Genomic DNA, 19925 nt, shown 5'->3' on the forward strand with positions numbered 1-19925 from the left:
CGACTAAAAGAAACGCATTAAGCGTAATTTTAAGTCGATAATAGCTTATTTTAGCCAAGATGATCTTCATTATCGTTAGAAAAAATGGCAAACCCATCGAATGTCTCACCATCATAATATCTTAACAATTCTTCTGTCGACAGATTCATTGTTTTTTCTTTTTCTATTTCCATATCTGTAAGTAGTTGTTCACGATAGGCTTGATACATACTCGCTAGTTTCTGGTGCATGATTTTTCGAGATTCTCCTGTCGCATTGATTACAGGCAGCTCTTTTAGATAACCACCATAAACGGGTCGATCATCCACCAACTCGATGGGAAGTTCAACCAACGTGATACCTACTTCTTTGAAATATTCTTCAATCATCGCTTTTCCTCACTTTTTACTGGCTGTGTCTTATTCTCATCATAACATGATTTATGACAAAAACAGTGTATTCATTGACCTTTTTCGTTGAAACACATGTTAAAAATAAACCCTCTCACGATACCAGTTACCAGAACTGTAGATCGAACGTCACAAATAACAGAAAAAAAACCTTGAAACACAGTATGTGAAATTCAAGGTTTTATTGATTCATCATTAACTATTTTTTTCGGTTTTTATTCTTTCTTTCAAAACCTCATTTTTATTGATCTTCATCTGTTACAAAATAATTTTGATGATGAATAATACAAAAGACACTAATTACGACAATGATCGCAGCAAAATAAAAAGCATAACTTTCACCTAGTTTTTCGCCAATGATCCCTGCAATAAATGGCGCTAATGCCCCACCAAAGAAACGAACAAAGCTATAACTTGAAGAAGCCACATTTCTTGGTAAACCTGGTATCTCCATAGCAATCGTTGTCAATAATGTATTGATGATCCCTTGGAAAAAACCTGAAAGTACAATGCTGATTGGCACTAAAATTTGGATAGTTGAACCGGCACCTAGTAACGCCAAACAAATAATAAAGAAAACAAACGCTGCTAAAATCGTTCGGTAAGTAGTGAATTTTTGTTCTAGTACTGGTGCGACAAAAATCGAAGCAATTGCTAATAAAACGCCCCAACCAAAGAAAACAAAACCGACCTCTAACTCACTATACCCCACTAATAAGAATGGTGCATAGGCAAGTAACGTAAAGAAACCAAAATTATATAATAAGGCAATCAGACCAACGGAACGCAATTTGTGATTACTTAACGCCTTGACCCCTTCCCAAAAACCAACCTTCCTTTGTGGTTTTCCTGCCTCTGGAAGAAGGATCGCCAATGCTAAAAAGCCAATAAACATCAACGTAGCTACTCCATAAAAAGGATACCGCCACGAGCCACTTCCTAGTATGCCGCCAACTAATGGTCCAACAGCCATCCCACAGCCTAGTGCTGCTTCATACATCATAATAGCTTTTTCAGTGTTACCCACTAAAATACTTACAATAGTCGCAAGTGCTGTTGAAACAAATAAAGCATTCCCTACACCCCAACCAGCACGCAATCCGATCAATGTACCAATATCATTGGACAATCCACCTAAGCCAGCAAATACAACAATAATGACCAAACCTGCCATCAATGTTTTTTTCAAACCAATTCGACTCGATAAAAAACCTGTAAACAACATCACTACTCCCGTTACCAACATGTAGCTCGTAAATAATAATGTCGTTTGGGCAGGTGTTGCATCTAATTGAGCAGCAATCGTTTTTAAAATGGGATCTACTAAGCCAACTCCCATAAACGCAAACATACAAGTTGCAGCGACTACTAACGCTGAATTCTTTCCTTTACTTTGTTCCTGTCCTTTCTCTGTTAGTTCTTCTTTGATTTCTATTTGATTCTCCAAATTCCCCATTCCTTTCTCTACCTAGCATCATACATGATTTATTTTACATGTCAATATGCACATGTAAAAACAAAAATAAAAAATATGCTATAATAAGAGAAAACCAGTCAGGAGGTATCGTATGAATACTTTAGCCTATATCTTATTATGCGTTCTTTTGTCTAAACCTCGTTCCGGTTATGAACTAAAACAATTAATCACCATTTTCTGGGAAGCTCACCACAGTCAGATTTACACGACACTGGCTAAATTAGACCAGAAAGGTTATATTTCTGTCCTGGAAATCGAAGAACATTCGCAGAAAAAAATTTATACCCTTACCAATGAAGGAAAAGCGATCGTAGAAGAATGGATCAAAGAAGAGACCCCTGCTCCTACTCAAAAAGATGAATTTTTAGCCAAACTGTACGCTTTTTCTACCTTAGATAAAACAACAGCGACGGGTCTTTTATTTACAAGAGAACAACAATTAAACAAAATCATGCAAAAAAACCAAGCAAAACTAGCAGATCTTTCAGTAAATAAAAAAGAGGAATTTGGACGTTATGTCGTTATTCAACGAAGAATTTTACTTTGCCAGCAAGAACTACAATGGTGTACACAGGTTCGTGAAATGATGCAAACATTTTTTGATTAATTGTTCTTAAAAAAAGAGCATGTGACTGAAGTAGCTCATTCAAAAAATAAACGAAACTTCCTAATAAGCGTGTACGCAATTTTAGGCAAGTTCTTTTATCTCTTGATGCTAAACAAGTCGCATCCTCTTTTTTTATAATCTAAAAGATCTTTTTAGTTTTGGATCGTGCTTAATACCAATCGAGAGATAGGACCTACGATTAGTAATTGCAAAGGCAATGCAACAATCACATTCATTTTCCATGCGGTAAGGTACGCTGAAAATAGTTGGTCAGGTATTCCCTGCTCAATCACAACACCAAACAACGACATACAGGTAACCATTCCTAGGACCATCAGACAAGAAATCGTTACGATCATTTGAAATTTACTTTCTGAATTTACTGGCAACTTGAAAGCTATTTTTTTCGCAATCACACCAACAATAAAGACATCTAAAATAAAAGCCACGATGAATCCTGGAACTAAACCAATCAATAGATTTGAAAAATATAAATCCCCATGAAGCCAGAGATTATACACACTCATTCCTAAGACCATGAGAAAACACATTAGTGATGTAAAAATAATTCCTTCTTTTTTGTTTGTAGGCAACTATACCACTCCTTTAAATTTGTCACGAAAAGTATCGTAGCATATTTCTCATTTTCTCGTAAGTGTTTTTTTTATTACATTCAAAAAAGTCAATCTTCTACTTATCACTTAAATGCAAAAAAAGAGCCTGATCCCAGACTCTTTAAATAGGTGTGAAAACGAATAAACAGTGTTCAACCAGCTACTCTTTGAAATAAGTCCGAATTTTTCAAAACCAAAAAACTGGTTCCAAAAAATCTTTCTTAAGGTTATCAGAGCTAAACGATGCTTCACGACCTTTTGTTCACGGTTTTCACTGACTAAACTTTCAGCAATAAACTCAATAAGAAACAGTAAGCAGGTAAGTGTCAACCGTAAAAACCTTATTTTTATACTTCTTGTCACTTGTGAGAATTTACCCTTGTTTTATAAAATTAAAAACGTTGTCTCAACCGCTTTTTACAACTATTGATTCAACAATTCTTCTAGTCCATCTTTTAAAGAGACAAGTGGATGTCCCAAAGCTTGTTCAAAATCTTTTGAGGAAACATCGAGTTGATTATTCTTGATATCTTTTTGAATAGCTGCAAACATTTGTGCAGCAGATTCAGGATAACCAGCCTCCTCTAAATTTTTGATGAACTCATGGTCATTGGTAGCCACGATATCAATAGGTTTGCCTGTCACTTCTTTTAATTCTTTAGCTAGTTCTTCATACGTGATCGGTTGACCCGATAATTCAAGAACTTCTGGAAAGTTCAAGTTTGCTAGTGCTTTTGCTGCAACTTCGGCATATTCTCGTTTTAATGCCCAGCCAGTTTTGCCTTCACCTGCTGAATAAATAAAGCGCCCATTCTTTAAGGCAAGTTCAATGAGTGGCCATTCATTTTCTAAGTACCAATTATTACGTAAAAAAGTATGTGCGATTCCAGAATCAGCAATTACTTTCTCTGTAAACTGATGATCTGGCGCTAGAATACTGGTCGAGTGATCGGCATCAGCAAAACTAGTATAAGCAATGTAAGAAACACCAGTTGCTTTTGCGGCCTTCACAACATTTTCATGCTCAGCTTGCCGATTACCAGGTGCACCAGACACAAACAACAAGCGATCAATTCCCTGTAAGGCATTTTTCATAGAAGAATAATCAGCATAATCTCCGAAACGGACATTCCAACCCTTTTCTTCAAGTGTTTTCCCCTTTTCTTCATTCCGCGCCAACACATAGATATTTTCCTGAGGAACGAGCTGTTTTAAGTACTCCATAGCATAGTTACCAAAACCACCAGTTGCTCCAGTAATGAGATAATTCATTCTAACCACTCCTTTTTTCACGTTGATAAATTTTTTAAATAGAACCTGTACATTTTTAAGTTACACCATTATCTTAAAGAGTATGTTAAAATAAGTCAAGAATAAACGTCGAAAGGAATGGGATAGTATGAAATATTCTTTACAATTGAGCGATGCGATCCACATCTTAGCCTACATAGCAATTTTTCAAGATAGCGATATGTTATCTAGTGAGATGATTGCGAAAAGTATTGAAACCAGTGCAGCTAATGTCCGTAAAATCATGAGCCGACTAAAAAAAGCGAATTTGATTATTACGCAAGTCGGAAAAGCTGCACCTTCTTTAGCTCGTTCTCCTGAAAAAATTTCACTTTTAGATATTTATAAAAGTATTGAAGGAAATACTAATCTCATTCAAGTGGATCCGAAAACAAACCCAAATTGTATCGTTGGTGCGAATATTCAAGAAACATTGACGGCAAGCTATACCCAACTCCAAGCAAAAGTAGAGGAAGAAATGTCACATATCACGTTAGACTCTTTGCTACACAAAATTGCTGTATTAGAAATTGAAAAACGCCCTCACAATCACGAAAGAATAAAAAAATTTCTTTAAACAACAATTGGTAATTATTTTACTATAAAAAAATATACCTAAAAATAGCCATTTATATTAAAATTAAATAACTTACGTATCAACAAAAAAATACTGTTTTTCATCCATTTATCCGTTAAACTTATTAAGTAAGAATTAATATAAAGGAGGAGATTAGGTGAACAACTGGAAAGAATATTTTTTAGAAACTACAATAGATTTAGGATACTCCTATTTTATTGGGGAACAGGTAAAAAACTTTAAGGTTAAGCAAAAACAGATTACTGCCAACATTACTAGTAATGAAAACTATCATGCAATCATTGACCTCGTTGACCACTTTTATTTAGAAAAAATGGTTTGTAGCTGCCCCTGCTTATCGAACGATCATTGTCCCCATTTAGTAGCCGTTTTATTCGAATACAATAAATACTTACAAAAGAAAGATGCAAATAACAGCGCATATTTGGTTTCCTACGCGGAAGATTCACAAATCCGTCCTTTTTTAAAGATGATTTTAAAGGAAAATGACCACTTAGCAAAACGTTTTCAACAATATATTTATTCAGATGCTTCTTTTGATATCAATAAATATCAAGCATACTATGAGAAACAATCTGCTTCCTCGTTGAAGAAAGAACCCGCAGACAAAAAAAGAGGATTGAAAAAAAAGAAACAAATTTTATCTGTTAAACAAATGGAGTACTTAAACTATTCCAAGCAAAAAATTCAACATACTATCCAAGAAAACTGGCACTCCCCTACTATCAGGACACAATATGTTAATTACTTACTTAAAAACAGAATATACAAAGAAGCAGAAAAAGTACTACAGGAGAGTCTGCTTTTGGATCGTCAATCTCCTGATCTCGTTCAACTTCATCGTTATTCTCTAAAAAAACTCTATTATAAATTAGGAAAAAAAGAAGCATACATAAATCAAGTTTTTAAGTTATTGATTGAGAATGATGCATTAGATATGAATCTAGTTCACCAATTGAAAAAAACTTGTTCAAAAGACGAATGGATATCGTTGCGAAACCGTTTGTTCCAAGAATTACATAATCATCAAGACATTGGCTTACTTTATTCACAGGAAAAATGCTATGATCTATTATTGAATCGTGTGTTAGAGACCTCTGGAATCAAAGAAGCTAATCGTTATTTCAATATTTTAAAAAAACAGACTCCCGAAGCACTATTACAGAAATATGAATATGAATTGCGGAAAATAGCCCACACTGTGACTACTCGGAATCATTATCATAAACTGGTGAGATATATTGAAGAAATGGCTACTTTACCAAACAGCATGATCTCGGTTCAATTGTTGATCAAAGAATTAAAAGAAAAATACCCGCGAAAAAAAGCAATGATCCAAGAATTAAAATTACTCGAAAAAAAAATGTAACTATTTATTATGCCAACGTTATTTACGAGTGATCCTGAGTTTTTTGCCAAAGACAGAAAAAAATGCTTTAAACTTCAATAATAAGAAGAAGTTTTCAAAAAAATTACCGTTAAGAGTCTGGGACAAAAAAGGACTTCCCAGACTCTTTTAGGTGTAAAAATGAATAAATGGTGAGCATACCTTCTTGCCAAATAGACATTCCAGAATTAATTCCTCGAAATCGCATGAATTTTCGAACACTTGAGAAGCTATTACAAAAAATTCTTCCTTCTGTTGTTGGAGCTAACCCATGCACCCGTGCCCTCTTGTTCGGGTACATTATTTTTAGTGCGGTATCATTTTTACCCTCACTCTTCTTCGACAGGAACTACTATGATTTCCAACTTTCCATCCTTTAAACTGTAAAAACTATTTTTATTATTTGGGTTATTTTCTCTTGTAAATGTAAAATCATCAACAAATCCTTGAGTTTGGAGACTCCCATCAAAAAGGATCTGAGAAACATTTTCTTTTACTATTTGAGTCATTCCACCATAAAAGTTGCCAGTTTTCGCTAACAGATCAATAAAAATGAATTGAAAACACGAATTTCCTCTATTTAATAACTTGCCCACTTCTCCCGAGAATAACCCCATTTCTTCCACGAAATCAGCCAGTCCATTAAGAACCACGATTTTTCTCGTTTTTGGCGTGAACCACAGTTCATCCCAGAAATGAGTAAATTTCTCACTTCGTTTTGCGACATCATGCAAGCTAAAATACGAAGTCACTTCGTTTTTTATTTGCTCCAATGTTCCAGAAACATCGATTAAAATAACATTTTATTCCACATCCATCATTTGTGATAGCCACCATGAAAACATCCTCTGCAATTGTACATTGGAAGTAAAAAATAAACCTAGCTGCTTTCCAAGAAAAAATGCAAATGATTCCACCTCAACTGTTTGCTTATTCAAACCTAGATACACCAAGTCTTTTTCTTTATTGCGCACAAACTGACTGAAAAGTTTTGGCGTTAACCGTTCGGGCACCATCAGGATTTTTTCAGGACGTTTTCCTACCCAGTCTTGATCTATATTTGTTATTTCTTCTGCCATTTTTTCGAATATTTCTGATTCATTTTGACCATTAGTGGGTAAATAAAATTGTAATATCGTTGGTCGGTCAAGCATCACTTGCCCTCTTCCTTTAATAGGCAACGCAACAATCGCTTCTCTTCCCAGCAATTGTTTGATTTCACTTTCATCATGTAAATACATAAACAGCTTTGTTGCAAATTGACTCATCATATTTAGGCGAATACTCCCGACACGATTTGCAGATAGAATAAGATAAATCCCTAAACTTGCACCATCTCTTAGTAAATGCACGATTGTTTCATCGATGGAATCTTTTCGTTTATCCTCTATCCCCAAACTCTCGTAGCTATCTAATATAATAAAAATGATCGGTAATTGGATGCTCGTTTTTTCTTGGTATTGGTAGAGATTTGTGGCACCCTTTTCTTTAAACAGTTGTTTTCTCTCCGCCAATGATCGCTTGATTCTCACAAACATTTTTTGTCTTTTTTCTTCTTCTAAAGTGACGATGTCAACGACATGTGGCAACTTCTTCAACGGTAAAAGGCCATTAGTACCAAAATCAACTAGATGAAACCATACTTGATTTGGAGTATTTTGTCTTGCAAGACTTAAAACAATTGTTTGTAATAACGTAGATTTTCCATATCCAGAACTAGCGAATACAACGGTATGACTACTTTTCTCGCAATCATAGTAATAATGACTTTGCTTTTGCTCATGAGGTACATCTAACAAGCCTATAGGAACCTTTAATGTATTCCGTTCATTTCCTTTAAAGATAGGCATTACTAACCACGTTGGTAATTCTGGTAACCAAGGTTGTGATGGTTGGCTGAATGTTGATTGTTGAAAAGTTTGTACAATCAACCTTCTGACTGCCTCATATTGCGTAACTATACTGCCCGCTGCTTTCCTCGAATCTTTTTCTGTAGGAGCAAAGAGGACTTCCTTTTGACCAAATTCATTCACAACAACGATCCGTTCATCTTCAAGAGATTGGTTTGGTGCGTAGGGTGCTTTTGTATAACCACTTTGGAACAATTCATAGACGTCATTTTCTCCTACCTTAAGATAACCCCTCCCTGGTCTTGACACATAAGCTGCATCTGTTGTTTGTAAAAGTTCCTTTGAGTCTTGAACACTTGCCATTTTCAATGCCACTTTACTTTTACTATTCGCCTCGATTTGGTCGTTGACTACTCCGGCTGGTTTTTGGGTAGCTAAAATTAAATGGACGCCAAGTGAACGACCAATCCGCGCTACTGAAGTCAGCTCCTCCAAAAATTCTGGCACATTGACTTTTAATTCGGCAAACTCATCGGATACTAGAAAAAGATGAGGCAGCGGCTGATCAGGGTACGCAGAAACGTTCCTTTGTTTTCGTTGTTTGTATAACTGCATATACTCATTGATGTTGTTTACTTCATAGGTCGCAAGTAACCTTTGTCGCTTTTCCAGCTCCGCTTTGATACTGATCAATGCACGGGACGTACCAACTCGGTCTAAATTAGTGATCGCACCCATAAAATGTGGCAACTTACTTACTGTTTGTGCGAGGCCGCCACCTTTCCAATCAATCACTAGAATCCCTACATCTTCAGGAGAAAAATTGATGGCTAATCCCACTAAATAAGTAATCAGAAATTCTGACTTCCCTGAACCAGTCGTGCCACCAATTAAAGCATGAGGTCCATGTGCCTGTTCATGGAGATCCCAGTAGATCCCCTGATTTTTTCTCTGCCAGCCGATCAATGAACGCAATGTCTTACTTGGCTCTGCGTTCAACCAGCGCTTAGAAATCATTAACTCCTCAACAGTCTGAACTTGATATTGCTCTAATAAATTGATTTTTTCTGGCAGATTTTGATTTTCAATTTCTTCATGGAATAAGTTAGCTAAGCGAAAAATTGCTTGTTCAAGTGGATAACTAGTTGGTAAACGATTAGGTGTAAATGGTTGATTAATGTGTTGTTCTTTATGATTGATCAACATAGCAATATCTTGACTTTGATACGCTATTAACGTCGTTACAGTTTCAGGCAACTGATCGATAGATTCCTTCGCCCAAATAACTACGACATCATACCGATTTAATTCTTCCGTTAAAAACTCACTGATTTCATGCTCCCACAAGCCTTCTTCTGTGATAATTGAAAAAACATAAGTTGGTTTAAAAGCTATCTTCTGATAATCAGCATGTTGTAGTTTTTGCTTCCTTTTAGAAAGGATCTTATAAAATGCACTTAAAACCAACTCTCGATTTTTTAAATTGAATAGGAGCCCTCTTTGTTTAAGTGGAAAGGATCGCAACGTATGATGTGGTAACCAACGCCAATTTTTCCATGTTTTTTCATATTCTTTTTCTTGAAGAAGAGTGATAAACTCAACCTCTTGGTAAGAGTGCAAGACAGAAATTTGAAATAGTAAAGATTGAAGAGCTTCCTGCAAAACATTCGATGGACCGACAAGCCCCACTGACTGAGTTGCTAATGAAATCGCAATAGGTGCGTTCTTTAATTTTTGATAAGGACGAATAAAATCGGATAGAATTTCATCGTTCCATTGATCCTCATCCAAATAAGAACTAACAATTTTAAAACTGGATGGACGTTCGCCTATTCCTAAGCAAACGGTTAAAAAATCTTTATCCTTTGGTCGACGTTCATAGATTCTTGGATGACATTCCTTTGTCATTCGTGCTAATTGATTATTAGAAGGATACATGTACTGTAAAACTTCTTTTTGTCTTTGCTGTAACCTGTTTAATTCAAAAGCTTTTTTGATTCTATATTGTTGGATAGTTATTTTTTGTTCACTTTTTTTTCGTTTTATTTTCTTTTTATTTAATAAATAATTGATAGTAGAGATACTGGACGTCAATAAATTAAGTCCATACATACCTAGTATCAGAAGCAGGTTTCGATTGCTAAAAAATAGAAACATTCCGCTTAAGATAAATATGCCTAAAGACGGGAGAACCAATTTAAAAAAGGATTGTTTCTCCTGAGCTGCTTCGTGTCTCGGTAATCGAACCTCCACTTGTACTTTTGGCTCTTCCAGATAGATTCTAGGGCTTCTTCTAAAAAAGGGGAAGTGCTTAGGATATTCAGGTATATAAGGGACTTCAGAAAGTACCCATGGATTTAATTGGATCGCTTGACCTAAACCGATGATCTGCCACTGCTTTTCCCGCCTTTCGATAATCCACTGATCCACTACGATCTGATCACCTACTTGGAAAGTAAATACACCTTTTGTTACAAGTTGCTGATTATAATAAACGGGTGCTTTACTAGGATATATACTCAATTGATAGTTATTATCCTGATAATCTATCGCAATCATTGCATCTGATTCAATCATCAAGGCAGAGGTTGTTGCACATGAAATATCAATCAATTGCTTCGGTGGATCGATCCACTTTCTCTGCAATGTTTCATGCTTTAATATCAGAAACCTCGGATCATCTTTGATCGAAGAGTCTGAAAAATTTATATGCTGTTTGATATAACAGATTTTTTTGCCGGCGATCACCAGCTCTTTATCATTTTGAGTAAATACTTCATGAATAAACATCTCCCCAAAATAAAAGAGATCAAAAAGGATGGAAAGACTGATATTCATCTGATTTTCGGTGCATAGTGTCTTATTTTGTGGGATTTTCAGATTTATTCTCTCCTGGCTTTTTGCTATATTGACTAATTTTTTCTTGATAGTTTTTTAGTAATTTTTGCTTTTTTTCACCACTCATTTGATCGTTCATTTTTACTGTCAGATATAACTTAGTATAGACATGCAAAAGATACTGCTCATCTCCAATGTTTTGAGCGATATCCAATGCCTGTTGGAGATTATTTCTGTCAATGTAAATCCAATAAAGCAAACGATTCTCACTTGACTCTTGAGATAATTGATTTAAAATAGCTGTTTTTTCTAATGAAGTTAAATGATCTAATTGAATGACACTAACAGCCACTATATATTTGATACTTTGAGAAAACAAACTGGGGGATACATCTGCTAAAGCCGTTAAAACACCTGCATAATCCTTGGCTATATATTTTGCTTGTGCATCCACGCTCCGTTCTATCTGTGGTAATTGATAAAACGCATAAATTCCTGTTAATAAAGCAAAAAGGATGGTTGACAAGCTGAATAAAAGGCTACCCCGTTTAAAAATAAAGTAATTTTTCCTACTGACCACACGTAATTCTGTCGCTCGAATCTCCTTTTGTGTTTCGATTTGGTCGCTAATAATCTGATTGATTTCTGTTACATTTTTTGCTCCATGGAGCAATTTCGACAAGTCATCTGTTAATCCTTCACTTCCTCCATTTAAACTCTCATAACTCAAATTAGGATATAAGATAGCCAACACCAGTGCCCGATATTGCTTCAGAAAATCATTTTCAGTGACCGTATATGGAGCGATAACTTGCATAAACCCTCGATGTGCAAGAAAAATCTCTTCTCCAAACAGAAACAAATTATCGGGATGAAACAATGGTTGGATCGGTCCATTCATAAAATCACACAATTGATTGACTTTTTGGGCAAGCAATAATCGTTGGTAAAAATCTAATTTAATCAAAACCTGTGAGAAACACTTCATTTGATTTGTTTTTTTGTATTGAATGATTAATTTTTCTGTAGATAAATGGCTAACGTCACCTGCCAGTAAATTTCTTTTAGGTTTTAAAAAAAATGTATATTGTTCGATCTGATCCAGCGCATATTGATTCGCTTGTAGCTGAATTTCCACTCGTTCATCGGTTATTTTAATACCTTCTTTTTTAAATACATCCTTTTCGCTCTTCAATTACTTGTTGTCACCACCATTAAGGATACGTGGCTTGATTAACAGTTGGTCACCATGACTAATTGGATAATCTGATAAAAGAAATTCTTCATTCAATCGTATTGATTTATTTGTCACTTCTAAATCGAACGCAGCCGGTAGCACGATCGAAGAAACCTGAAGCGCGTTCACAAATAATTCCTTTAAGCGCCTAATGGTTATTTCCCTAGGTATTTGCAAGTCGATCGTTTGCTGTTCGATTTGCAAACAAATATCAATGACTATTCCCTGTTTCATTGAGTTACCCCTTTTTTCATGTATGGCTTATTTTTTACATTCAAAGTCAAGGAATCAAAACAAAAACCAAATGAAAATAGCTAAAAAACAACTGACATTTGCTGCTTTAATGGGTACAAGTCAAACGAAGATTGGTTTTTACTGATAAACGCTATAGCAACCCAAAATTCCGAGCATCTTGACGATCCCGTTCTGAGACGGTATTCGCATAGTTGTTGAGTTGCTCATAAATACTTTCAAATAATTGTGTCATTTGTTTAACGCTACCTTCTAACTGGTGATACTGATCAAGATATGCTTGAAAAGCTTGTCCTTTCCAATTATGTGCAATTTGCTGGTTCATCGTATTTACTTTTCGGATAGCCTCTTGTATTTGGAGCGCTGATTGCTGATAGATCTTCGCTTGTGATTTTAATTGATCAGGCGTAACTGCAATTGGTCCCATTCTTCCATCCTCCTAGCATTTAGTTGGTAAAACTATTACCTTGGTCATGAATAATATACGACAAGTTCTAAAATATTCCGCTAAATCTTTATTTTTATCTGAAAATTTTTCTCGCATAGAAAGACCTATGTAACAAAACAGTGATAAAAAGCCCGACAACCTTTTTGGTCTCGGGCTCATTGCTTTCAATTTTTTCAACTAATGATCGTTTGAAAACAACAATATTGAATTTATATTCGGTTCTTTAATAATCAGACGGTTCAATAGCTTTTGAGATAACTTTTGACCTCTTTTAAAAGCTGTACTTTTCGATAATGACTAACTTTATTCTTATTATCAAATAAAGAATAATGCTGTTTTCTCACGATATTTAATTGCTCACGATAAATAAACGCAGCACTGGCAAGTGCTTGACGACAATCTTCTGTAATAAGAGGAAACATTTCAAATGATTCTTCATATAAGTTTTCAGCCTGCTTAGCCAGTGATTCCCATAAAGCGACTAATTGTGTTTGGGCTTGCTTTTCTTTTAACATGGTAGTTGCCACCCCAAATCTAGTCATGTCTTCTTTTGTCAGGTAGATTCGCCCCATTTGATAATCTTCTCCAACATCTCGTAAAATATTCGTTAACTGCATCGCTTCTCCTAATTTTTTAGCTGGTACAACGATGTCAGCTGGGCGCTCAGTTAAAAGCGGAAGCAACATCAAACCTACACTACCTGCAACGTAATAACAATATTCTTCAAGATCTTTTCTTGTTTCTGGTTGCTTAAAATCAGCATCTTTTCGTTGACCAGTCAGCATATCAAAAAAAGGAGCGGTTACCATGGGGAAATTGTCAAAGACCACTGATAACGCACGCCAGACTGGATCGTTGGGAACCTTTCCCTCATTAAAATCTAGCAATTGCCGTTCTAACTGTCTCAATCCCGCTTGATTGTTGTCGCGATCAATCAAATCATCTGCACGTCGGCAAAACGCATACACGGCATAGACACTTTGAGCTTTTCGTTTAGGCAACTGTGAGAAAGCCAGGTAAAACGATTTTGAATTTTTCTTGATGATTGATTCACAATAGGCAAAATCTTTTTGGTATTCTTGAAAAGGATCATTGTTAATGGTTATCATCTCTCAACAGCTCCTCTACCGCTAATTTTGCGCTTTGCATAACAATTGGTACCCCTGCGCCAGGATGGGTACTACTCCCACAAAAATATAAATTTTCTGCTGCAGAAAATTTGTTATGCGGGCGGTAATAATTACTTTGTTTCAATGTCGGTTTTAAGCCAAAAGTCGCTCCATTATAAGCATTGAAACGTTCAGAAAAATCTTTGGGCGTGATCAATGTTTCGGATACGATATGCTCATCGATATCCTTAAAAATCGTCTTTTCTTTGAGCAATCGGATGATTTTTTGGCGATAGGCTTGCATCGTTTGTTCCGTCCACTTCTCATATTTTGACAATTCTGGCACTGGTACTAAGACATATAAGCCTTCCTGACCCTCAGGTGCAAGCGAATCATCCATCAATGACGGTCGGTACAAATAAAAAGATGGATCATCTGGTAACTTTCCTCGTTCAAAGAGATCATCAACATTTTTTTTAAAGTCTTCTGCAAAATAAATACTATGCAAGTGTTCCTCTGGGTATTTCTTGTCTAAGCCAAGATACATCAAAAAACAAGAACATGAATATTCAAATTTAGCGATTTTTTTATTTGTATACTTTCCCCGTTTTCTTTCATCAGGAATTAATTCCTTCATCGCATAAGGAAAATCAGCGCCACATACAATAGCATCAGCCATCACTTGTTCTTTCCCGATTCGGATCCCTTTAGCAATCTTATTGTCAATTAGGATTTCATCTACTGATGTTTCGTAAACGATCTTTCCACCTAACTCTTCAAACAATCGAGCCAATGAAGTCGCTAACGTATACATTCCACCTTCAATAAAATAAACACCATAAAATAATTCGATCATTGGAATAATCGTATATAAAGAGGGTCCTTGATAAGGCGATACCCCGATATAAAGTGTTTGAAAAGCCAATGATTTACGCAAACGGTCATCCTTCACAAATTTAGAAATAGACGTATACGCATCGCTGAATGTCCGCAAGCGGATCCCTGCCCATAATGATTTAGGATTATAAAAATCCCAAAAACCACGAAATGATTTCGTGATAAAGGCTTCTTTTGCGATCGTATATCGCTGATAGATATCTGCTAAAAATGCGAAATAACCTTGTGTATCTTCTGACGAAATGTTTTCCAACGTCTTTGTCAATTCAATTAAATCATTGGAAAACTCGATTGGTTCCTCTTTGTTGAAATACAGTTTTAACATTGGATCAACTTTTTTCATTGAAATGTAGTCATCGGGGTCTTTCCCACAAAATTCAAATACTTCCCGATAAATTTCTGGCATCATTACAATCGTTGGCCCTAAATCAAAGGTAAATCCTGCCGTTTTGATTTGATTCATTTTCCCGCCAACTTGACGATCTTTTTCGTACAGTGTGACTTCATATCCTAGCTTTTGCAACCGAACTGCGGCACTTAATCCAGCTACTCCCGCCCCAATGACAATAATTTTTTTCATGGGATCACCTACTTACCTTTTTTATCACTTGATAAATTTAATGATAACGCAAAATTTATCAAGTGATAAACTAATATGCTCAAAGAGGTTGAGACAAAAGTGTTTAGCATCAAGAAATAAGAAGGAATTTCCGAAAATTGACAAGAAACACAAAAACTAGTTTTTGATGTTGATTGTTACCTACTTGGTGCTTCTCAAATTTTTGGTAAATTTCAGCTTATTTCCGAAGATGCTACTTTTGTCTCACCGTGAACAAGAGGTCGTGAAAAGAGGGTTTTGACCTGAGCGCTCACCAAGTAAAAACTGCGACGAGTAATCGCAGGAGCATTAAGGATGGAAATCTCGAAACAGCTTCCCATGTTTTGAGATTTTTTGACTTATCGCCGAAGGTCAGCTCTTTGAACACCGTGAATCAGAGGTCGTGAAAACATCGGGTAGCTCTGATGACAATAAGAAAGAATTTTTTGAAACAGCTCCTCATGTTTTAGAAAATCATCGCTTATTGTTGAGGAGTTGCTTCTTGAACGCCGTTTATTCGTTTTTAGAGATACTAGAAGAGACTGTGACAATTTTTGTCTCATTTGCCATTCAATTTTCTCATTAAATAACTACTTTTACAAAAAAAGCCCAATGATCACGAAAATTCATTCGGATCATTCGGCGTTTTATCTACCTCTGATTTCTTTTATAAGATTCAAAAATACAAACAGAATACAGTATTCTTGAAATTTTCATCGGTTACTCTTGATTAGAAAAAGCATTTAAAAGCGCTCTGACTTCGTCGGTCGATTTAGTATTCATTAATTGAACACGTAAGTCACTTGCGCCCGGAAATCCTTTGACATAGATTTTAAAGAAACGATGTAGCCCAGTCATTGAACGGGGGATTTCTTTGGCATATTGGTCTTGGAGATCTAATTGCAGACGTAAAAGATCAATCAATTCAGTTGCTGAATGTTCCCTTGGTTCTTTTTCAAAAGCAAAAGGATTTTTAAAGATCCCACGACCGATCATAATCCCGTCTACACCATATTTTTCAACTAATTCCAAGCCCGTTTGCCGATCAGGAATGTCGCCATTGATCGTAAGCAACGTTTGTGGCGCAAGTTGATCTCTTAATGCTACGATTTGAGGGATCAACTCCCAATGAGCATCTACTTTACTCATTTCTTTTCTCGTACGTAAATGAACAGAAAGATTGGCGATATCTTGTTTCAATAAATGACTCAACCAACCTTCCAACTCTTCTTGTTCTGTATAGCCGATTCTTGTCTTGACGCTTACAGGTAATCCTCCTGCTTTCGCTGCTTCGATCAGTTCCGCTGCAACTTCTGGACGAAGAATCAAGCCACTCCCTTTCCCACGTTCAGCAACGTTAGGAACCGGACATCCCATATTCAAATCGATCCCTTTAAAACCCATTTCTGCTAGTTCGATACTCATTTGTCTAAAAAATTCTGGTTTATCACCCCAGATATGAGCAACCATCGGCTGTTCATCTTCGGTAAATGTCAAGCGACCTCTGACACTTTCTTTACCATCAGGATGGCAGAAACTATCGGAATTTGTAAATTCTGTAAAAAACACATCGGGCGCTCCTGCCGCCTGCACAACATGTCGAAACACCACATCTGTGACATCCTCCATTGGTGCTAATATAAAAAAGGGCTTCGGTAATTCTGCCCAAAAATTTTCTTTCACTGATAACTCTCCATTTCATTGTAGTTTCGCCATGTAATACTCTTCGTTCACTATTCTAAAAAACAGAGTCATTATACTAGGAATCAACAAAAGAAGCAAAACCACTGCTTCCTTTACTAAAGCAATTTTTGATACGCCAATCGTTCATTGTCTATCTCATCGTCGACATAGACGATACCACGTAACTCAAACCCACAATGAGCCATGATACGTTGCATACTAGTATTCTTTTTGTGCGTATCAACTCTTACTTGTGCCATTCCTAAGGCCTTTGTTTCTGCTTCTGCATACTCAACGAGTCGGTAAGCCAGCTTTTGTCCGCGAAATGCATCAGCTAGTGCAATGCGATGGATTGTTGTATAGGGCGCATCAGCTTTTTCCCAACTTCCTTCAAAGATTTCTTGATAATTTTTATCAGATGTTTTTTGTAAGGCTAATGTTCCAGCAATGATTCCATCGACTACCAAAACATAAGACCATGTTTTTTCGATATCTTGCCTGATCGTTTCTTCATTTGGATAACCATTTTGCCATTGCGGACTATCAGCGGAAGCTAATAACCGTTTTGCTTCATTAATGATTTTCATGACGGCTGGCACATCAGCTAACGTCGTTTTGCGAAATTCAATTGTCATTCCATATCCCCTTTTTATTTTTCTATACTAGATAAGACACTAAAAGCTAAAGATTAGTTATCATTTTAACACATTATATTTAGCTAGTTTAAGTGGAGATCGTCTAAATTTGTATCAGGAAGTCCTTTAATCGAACAAAAAAAGTCTAGGATAAGCATCTATCCTAGACTCAACTATTTCTTGTCTATTACCAAAAATTTGATCAAATCAATCCGTTTCTGTAGAAAACCAAATAAGTTTTTTTGATCATTCCACAAACTCTAGCTTCTTAACCCTCTACCTTTATTGATTAAATACCAGCATAGTGAATAAAGCACTAAACTAAATAACACAAGAATCGTGATCGAAATCATGATGGGTACATCTGTCGTTCCAAGGAACCCATAACGAAATCCTGAAATCATGTAAACGATCGGATTAACTTTAGAAATTGCCTGCCAGATTGGTGGCAACATAGAGATCGAATAAAAGACACCACCGAGGTATGTCAATGGCTGAAGGACAAAGGTTGGCACGATCGACACATCATCATACGACTGTGCGAAAATCCCATTGATCAAACCCGCTAGTGAAAATAAAATCGATGTCATCAGCAAAGTAACAATCACGATGCCCCAAGAGAAGACATTTAGCGGAACGAAGAATAGCGAAATCATCGTTACCAACGCCCCGACCAAGATACTACGTCCCAGTCCACCAATCACAAATCCCCAAATAATCACATGTGTGGGAACGGGCGCAACTAAAATTTCTTCAATATTTTTCTGGAATTTTTGAGAAAAAAATGAGGACGAAACATTGGAATAAGAACTAGTGATAACGGACATCATGATCAACCCTGGAACAATAAATTCCATGTAGGAAAATCCACCCATATCCCCAATACGTCCGCCAATCATTTTCCCAAAGATCACAAAATAAAGTGAGGTGGTAATCACTGGTGGAACCAGTGTTTGGACCCAAATCCGCAAGTAGCGATTGGTTTCCTTGATGGCTAAACTTTTTAAAGCTGTAAAATAAAGACTAAACATTTTTTTCCTCCACATGACCATTTTCTTCCGTGATTTTCAAGAATAATTCTTCTAAGCGATTCGATTTATTTCTCATCGAAAGCACTTTTATCCCTTGTTCACTTAATTGATCAAAGATTCCGTTGACCCCTTGATCCCGTTCTACTTCAACAGCAAGGGTCCGCTCATCTTCAAACGTACTAGTGTACCCTTGTAGAACTGGCGCTTGTTCATACGGTGCTAAGTCAAAAATAAACGTTTCAAATTGTAATTTAGAAAGTAATGATTTCATACTTGTATTTTCAATCAATTCACCTGATTGGATAATCCCGATATTCCGACACAACATTTCGGCTTCTTCCAAATAATGAGTCGTTAGAATAATCGTGGTACCTTGTTCATTTAATTCTCGCAAGAACTCCCACATTTCACGTCTTAGTTCAATATCTACACCTGCAGTAGGTTCATCTAAAATCAATAGTTTCGGTTCATGCATCAATGCTCTAGCAATCATCAGTCGCCGTTTCATACCACCAGAAAGCATGCGTGCACGAACATTTCTTTTTTCCCATAGATTGGATTGCTTAAGGTATTTTTCACTACGCTTGATTGCTTCTTGTCGTGAAACACCATAATATCCTGCTTGATTCACTACGATCTGTTGAACTGTTTCAAAAGGATTAAAATTGAATTCTTGCGGTACTAATCCGATTTGTTGTTTGGCACGAACCAAATCAGTATCCAAGTCATAACCAAACACTTTTACTTCACCAGAAGTTTTATTCACAAGTGAAGTGATGATCCCAATTGTCGTAGATTTCCCCGCACCATTAGGACCAAGCAAGGCATAAAAATCGCCCTCTTCCACCGTTAAATCAATCCCTCGCAACGCTTCAACTCCCGTTGCGTATACTTTTTTTAAATTCTTTATTTCAAGAGCCTGTGTCATTTTTTTAACGATCTCCTTTTTTCCATCTGATTCTCTATTGTAACATGGAATGATTGA

At 36.2% G+C, this 19925-nt stretch carries 18 protein-coding genes; 3 read left to right on the forward strand and 15 right to left on the reverse strand.

The features are described 5' to 3' along the window. Positions 1–50 precede the first annotated feature (50 nt). On the reverse strand, positions 51–368 hold the full coding sequence (locus tag IGK91_RS12410) for a hypothetical protein (RefSeq protein WP_010737260.1): 318 nt from the start codon (positions 366–368) through the stop codon (positions 51–53). Between the two features lie 262 nt (positions 369–630). Continuing rightward, entirely contained in the window at positions 631–1845 is a 1215-nt protein-coding gene (locus IGK91_RS12415; protein ID WP_034700062.1) for an MFS transporter, read from the reverse strand. A 112-nt stretch (positions 1846–1957) separates the two neighbouring features. On the opposite strand from IGK91_RS12415, the gene IGK91_RS12420 reads away from it, so the two are divergent. Then, positions 1958–2473, forward strand: a complete 516-nt coding sequence (locus IGK91_RS12420) for a PadR family transcriptional regulator (protein WP_010720645.1) — start codon at positions 1958–1960, stop codon at positions 2471–2473. A gap of 152 nt (positions 2474–2625) precedes the next feature. Here the strand turns inward: IGK91_RS12420 and IGK91_RS12425 are convergent, their stop codons facing one another. Both IGK91_RS12425 and IGK91_RS12430 read right to left on the reverse strand, forming a co-directional pair. Then, positions 2626–3066 carry a DUF2798 domain-containing protein gene (locus IGK91_RS12425; RefSeq protein ID WP_010737257.1) on the reverse strand — a complete coding sequence of 147 codons (441 nt, stop codon included), beginning with the start codon at positions 3064–3066 and terminating at the stop codon, positions 2626–2628. Between the two features lie 444 nt (positions 3067–3510). Next, the gene (locus IGK91_RS12430) at positions 3511–4359 is read right to left on the reverse strand and encodes an SDR family oxidoreductase (RefSeq protein ID WP_010737256.1); all 849 of its coding nucleotides are present in this window, start codon (positions 4357–4359) and stop codon (positions 3511–3513) included. A 127-nt stretch (positions 4360–4486) separates the two neighbouring features. Between IGK91_RS12430 and IGK91_RS12435 the strand changes: the two genes are divergently transcribed. Beyond that, positions 4487–4954 (forward strand): Rrf2 family transcriptional regulator, encoded by a 468-nt coding sequence (locus IGK91_RS12435; RefSeq protein ID WP_010737255.1) that lies wholly within the window; start codon positions 4487–4489, stop codon positions 4952–4954. A 157-nt stretch (positions 4955–5111) separates the two neighbouring features. Then, complete coding sequence (locus IGK91_RS12440; RefSeq protein ID WP_430605305.1) at positions 5112–6344, forward strand: SWIM zinc finger family protein; 1233 nt, start codon at positions 5112–5114, stop codon at positions 6342–6344. Between the two features lie 347 nt (positions 6345–6691). Here IGK91_RS12440 and IGK91_RS12445 read toward each other — a convergent pair whose 3' ends face one another. The 11 genes from IGK91_RS12445 to IGK91_RS12495 form a co-directional block, all read right to left on the reverse strand. Further along, on the reverse strand, positions 6692–7135 hold the full coding sequence (locus IGK91_RS12445) for a hypothetical protein (RefSeq protein WP_430605306.1): 444 nt from the start codon (positions 7133–7135) through the stop codon (positions 6692–6694). 30 nt (positions 7136–7165) lie between these two features. Further along, positions 7166–10858: a type VII secretion protein EssC gene (gene essC, locus IGK91_RS12450; RefSeq protein WP_430605307.1), complete on the reverse strand. Its 3693-nt coding sequence runs from the start codon at positions 10856–10858 to the stop codon at positions 7166–7168. Between the two features lie 214 nt (positions 10859–11072). Then, a complete protein-coding gene (essB, locus tag IGK91_RS12455) occupies positions 11073–12245 on the reverse strand; it encodes a type VII secretion protein EssB (RefSeq protein ID WP_081123400.1) in 1173 nt (390 codons plus the stop codon). Next, positions 12246–12521 carry an EsaB/YukD family protein gene (locus tag IGK91_RS12460; protein ID WP_010720653.1) on the reverse strand — a complete coding sequence of 92 codons (276 nt, stop codon included), beginning with the start codon at positions 12519–12521 and terminating at the stop codon, positions 12246–12248. Positions 12522–12672: 151 nt separating this feature from the next. Further along, positions 12673–12966, reverse strand: a complete 294-nt coding sequence (locus IGK91_RS12465; RefSeq protein WP_010720654.1) for a WXG100 family type VII secretion target — start codon at positions 12964–12966, stop codon at positions 12673–12675. A 260-nt stretch (positions 12967–13226) separates the two neighbouring features. Beyond that, complete coding sequence (locus tag IGK91_RS12470; protein WP_010737250.1) at positions 13227–14096, reverse strand: phytoene/squalene synthase family protein; 870 nt, start codon at positions 14094–14096, stop codon at positions 13227–13229. After that, on the reverse strand, positions 14083–15573 hold the full coding sequence (locus IGK91_RS12475) for a phytoene desaturase family protein (RefSeq protein WP_081123402.1): 1491 nt from the start codon (positions 15571–15573) through the stop codon (positions 14083–14085). The genes IGK91_RS12470 and IGK91_RS12475 overlap by 14 nt, the downstream gene beginning before the upstream one ends. A 738-nt stretch (positions 15574–16311) precedes the next feature. After that, positions 16312–17274 (reverse strand): tRNA dihydrouridine synthase, encoded by a 963-nt coding sequence (locus IGK91_RS12480; protein ID WP_010720657.1) that lies wholly within the window; start codon positions 17272–17274, stop codon positions 16312–16314. Between the two features lie 116 nt (positions 17275–17390). Continuing rightward, the gene (locus tag IGK91_RS12485; protein ID WP_010737248.1) at positions 17391–17909 is read right to left on the reverse strand and encodes a GNAT family N-acetyltransferase; all 519 of its coding nucleotides are present in this window, start codon (positions 17907–17909) and stop codon (positions 17391–17393) included. Between the two features lie 260 nt (positions 17910–18169). Continuing rightward, positions 18170–18940 carry an ABC transporter permease gene (locus IGK91_RS12490; protein WP_010737247.1) on the reverse strand — a complete coding sequence of 257 codons (771 nt, stop codon included), beginning with the start codon at positions 18938–18940 and terminating at the stop codon, positions 18170–18172. Next, positions 18933–19868: an ABC transporter ATP-binding protein gene (locus IGK91_RS12495; RefSeq protein ID WP_010720660.1), complete on the reverse strand. Its 936-nt coding sequence runs from the start codon at positions 19866–19868 to the stop codon at positions 18933–18935. The genes IGK91_RS12490 and IGK91_RS12495 overlap by 8 nt, the downstream gene beginning before the upstream one ends. Between the last annotated feature and the right edge of the window lie 57 nt (positions 19869–19925).

Origin of the sequence: Enterococcus sp. DIV1208 (assembly GCF_050530455.1) — a bacterium.
GTDB lineage: Bacteria > Bacillota > Bacilli > Lactobacillales > Enterococcaceae > Enterococcus_B > Enterococcus_B hirae.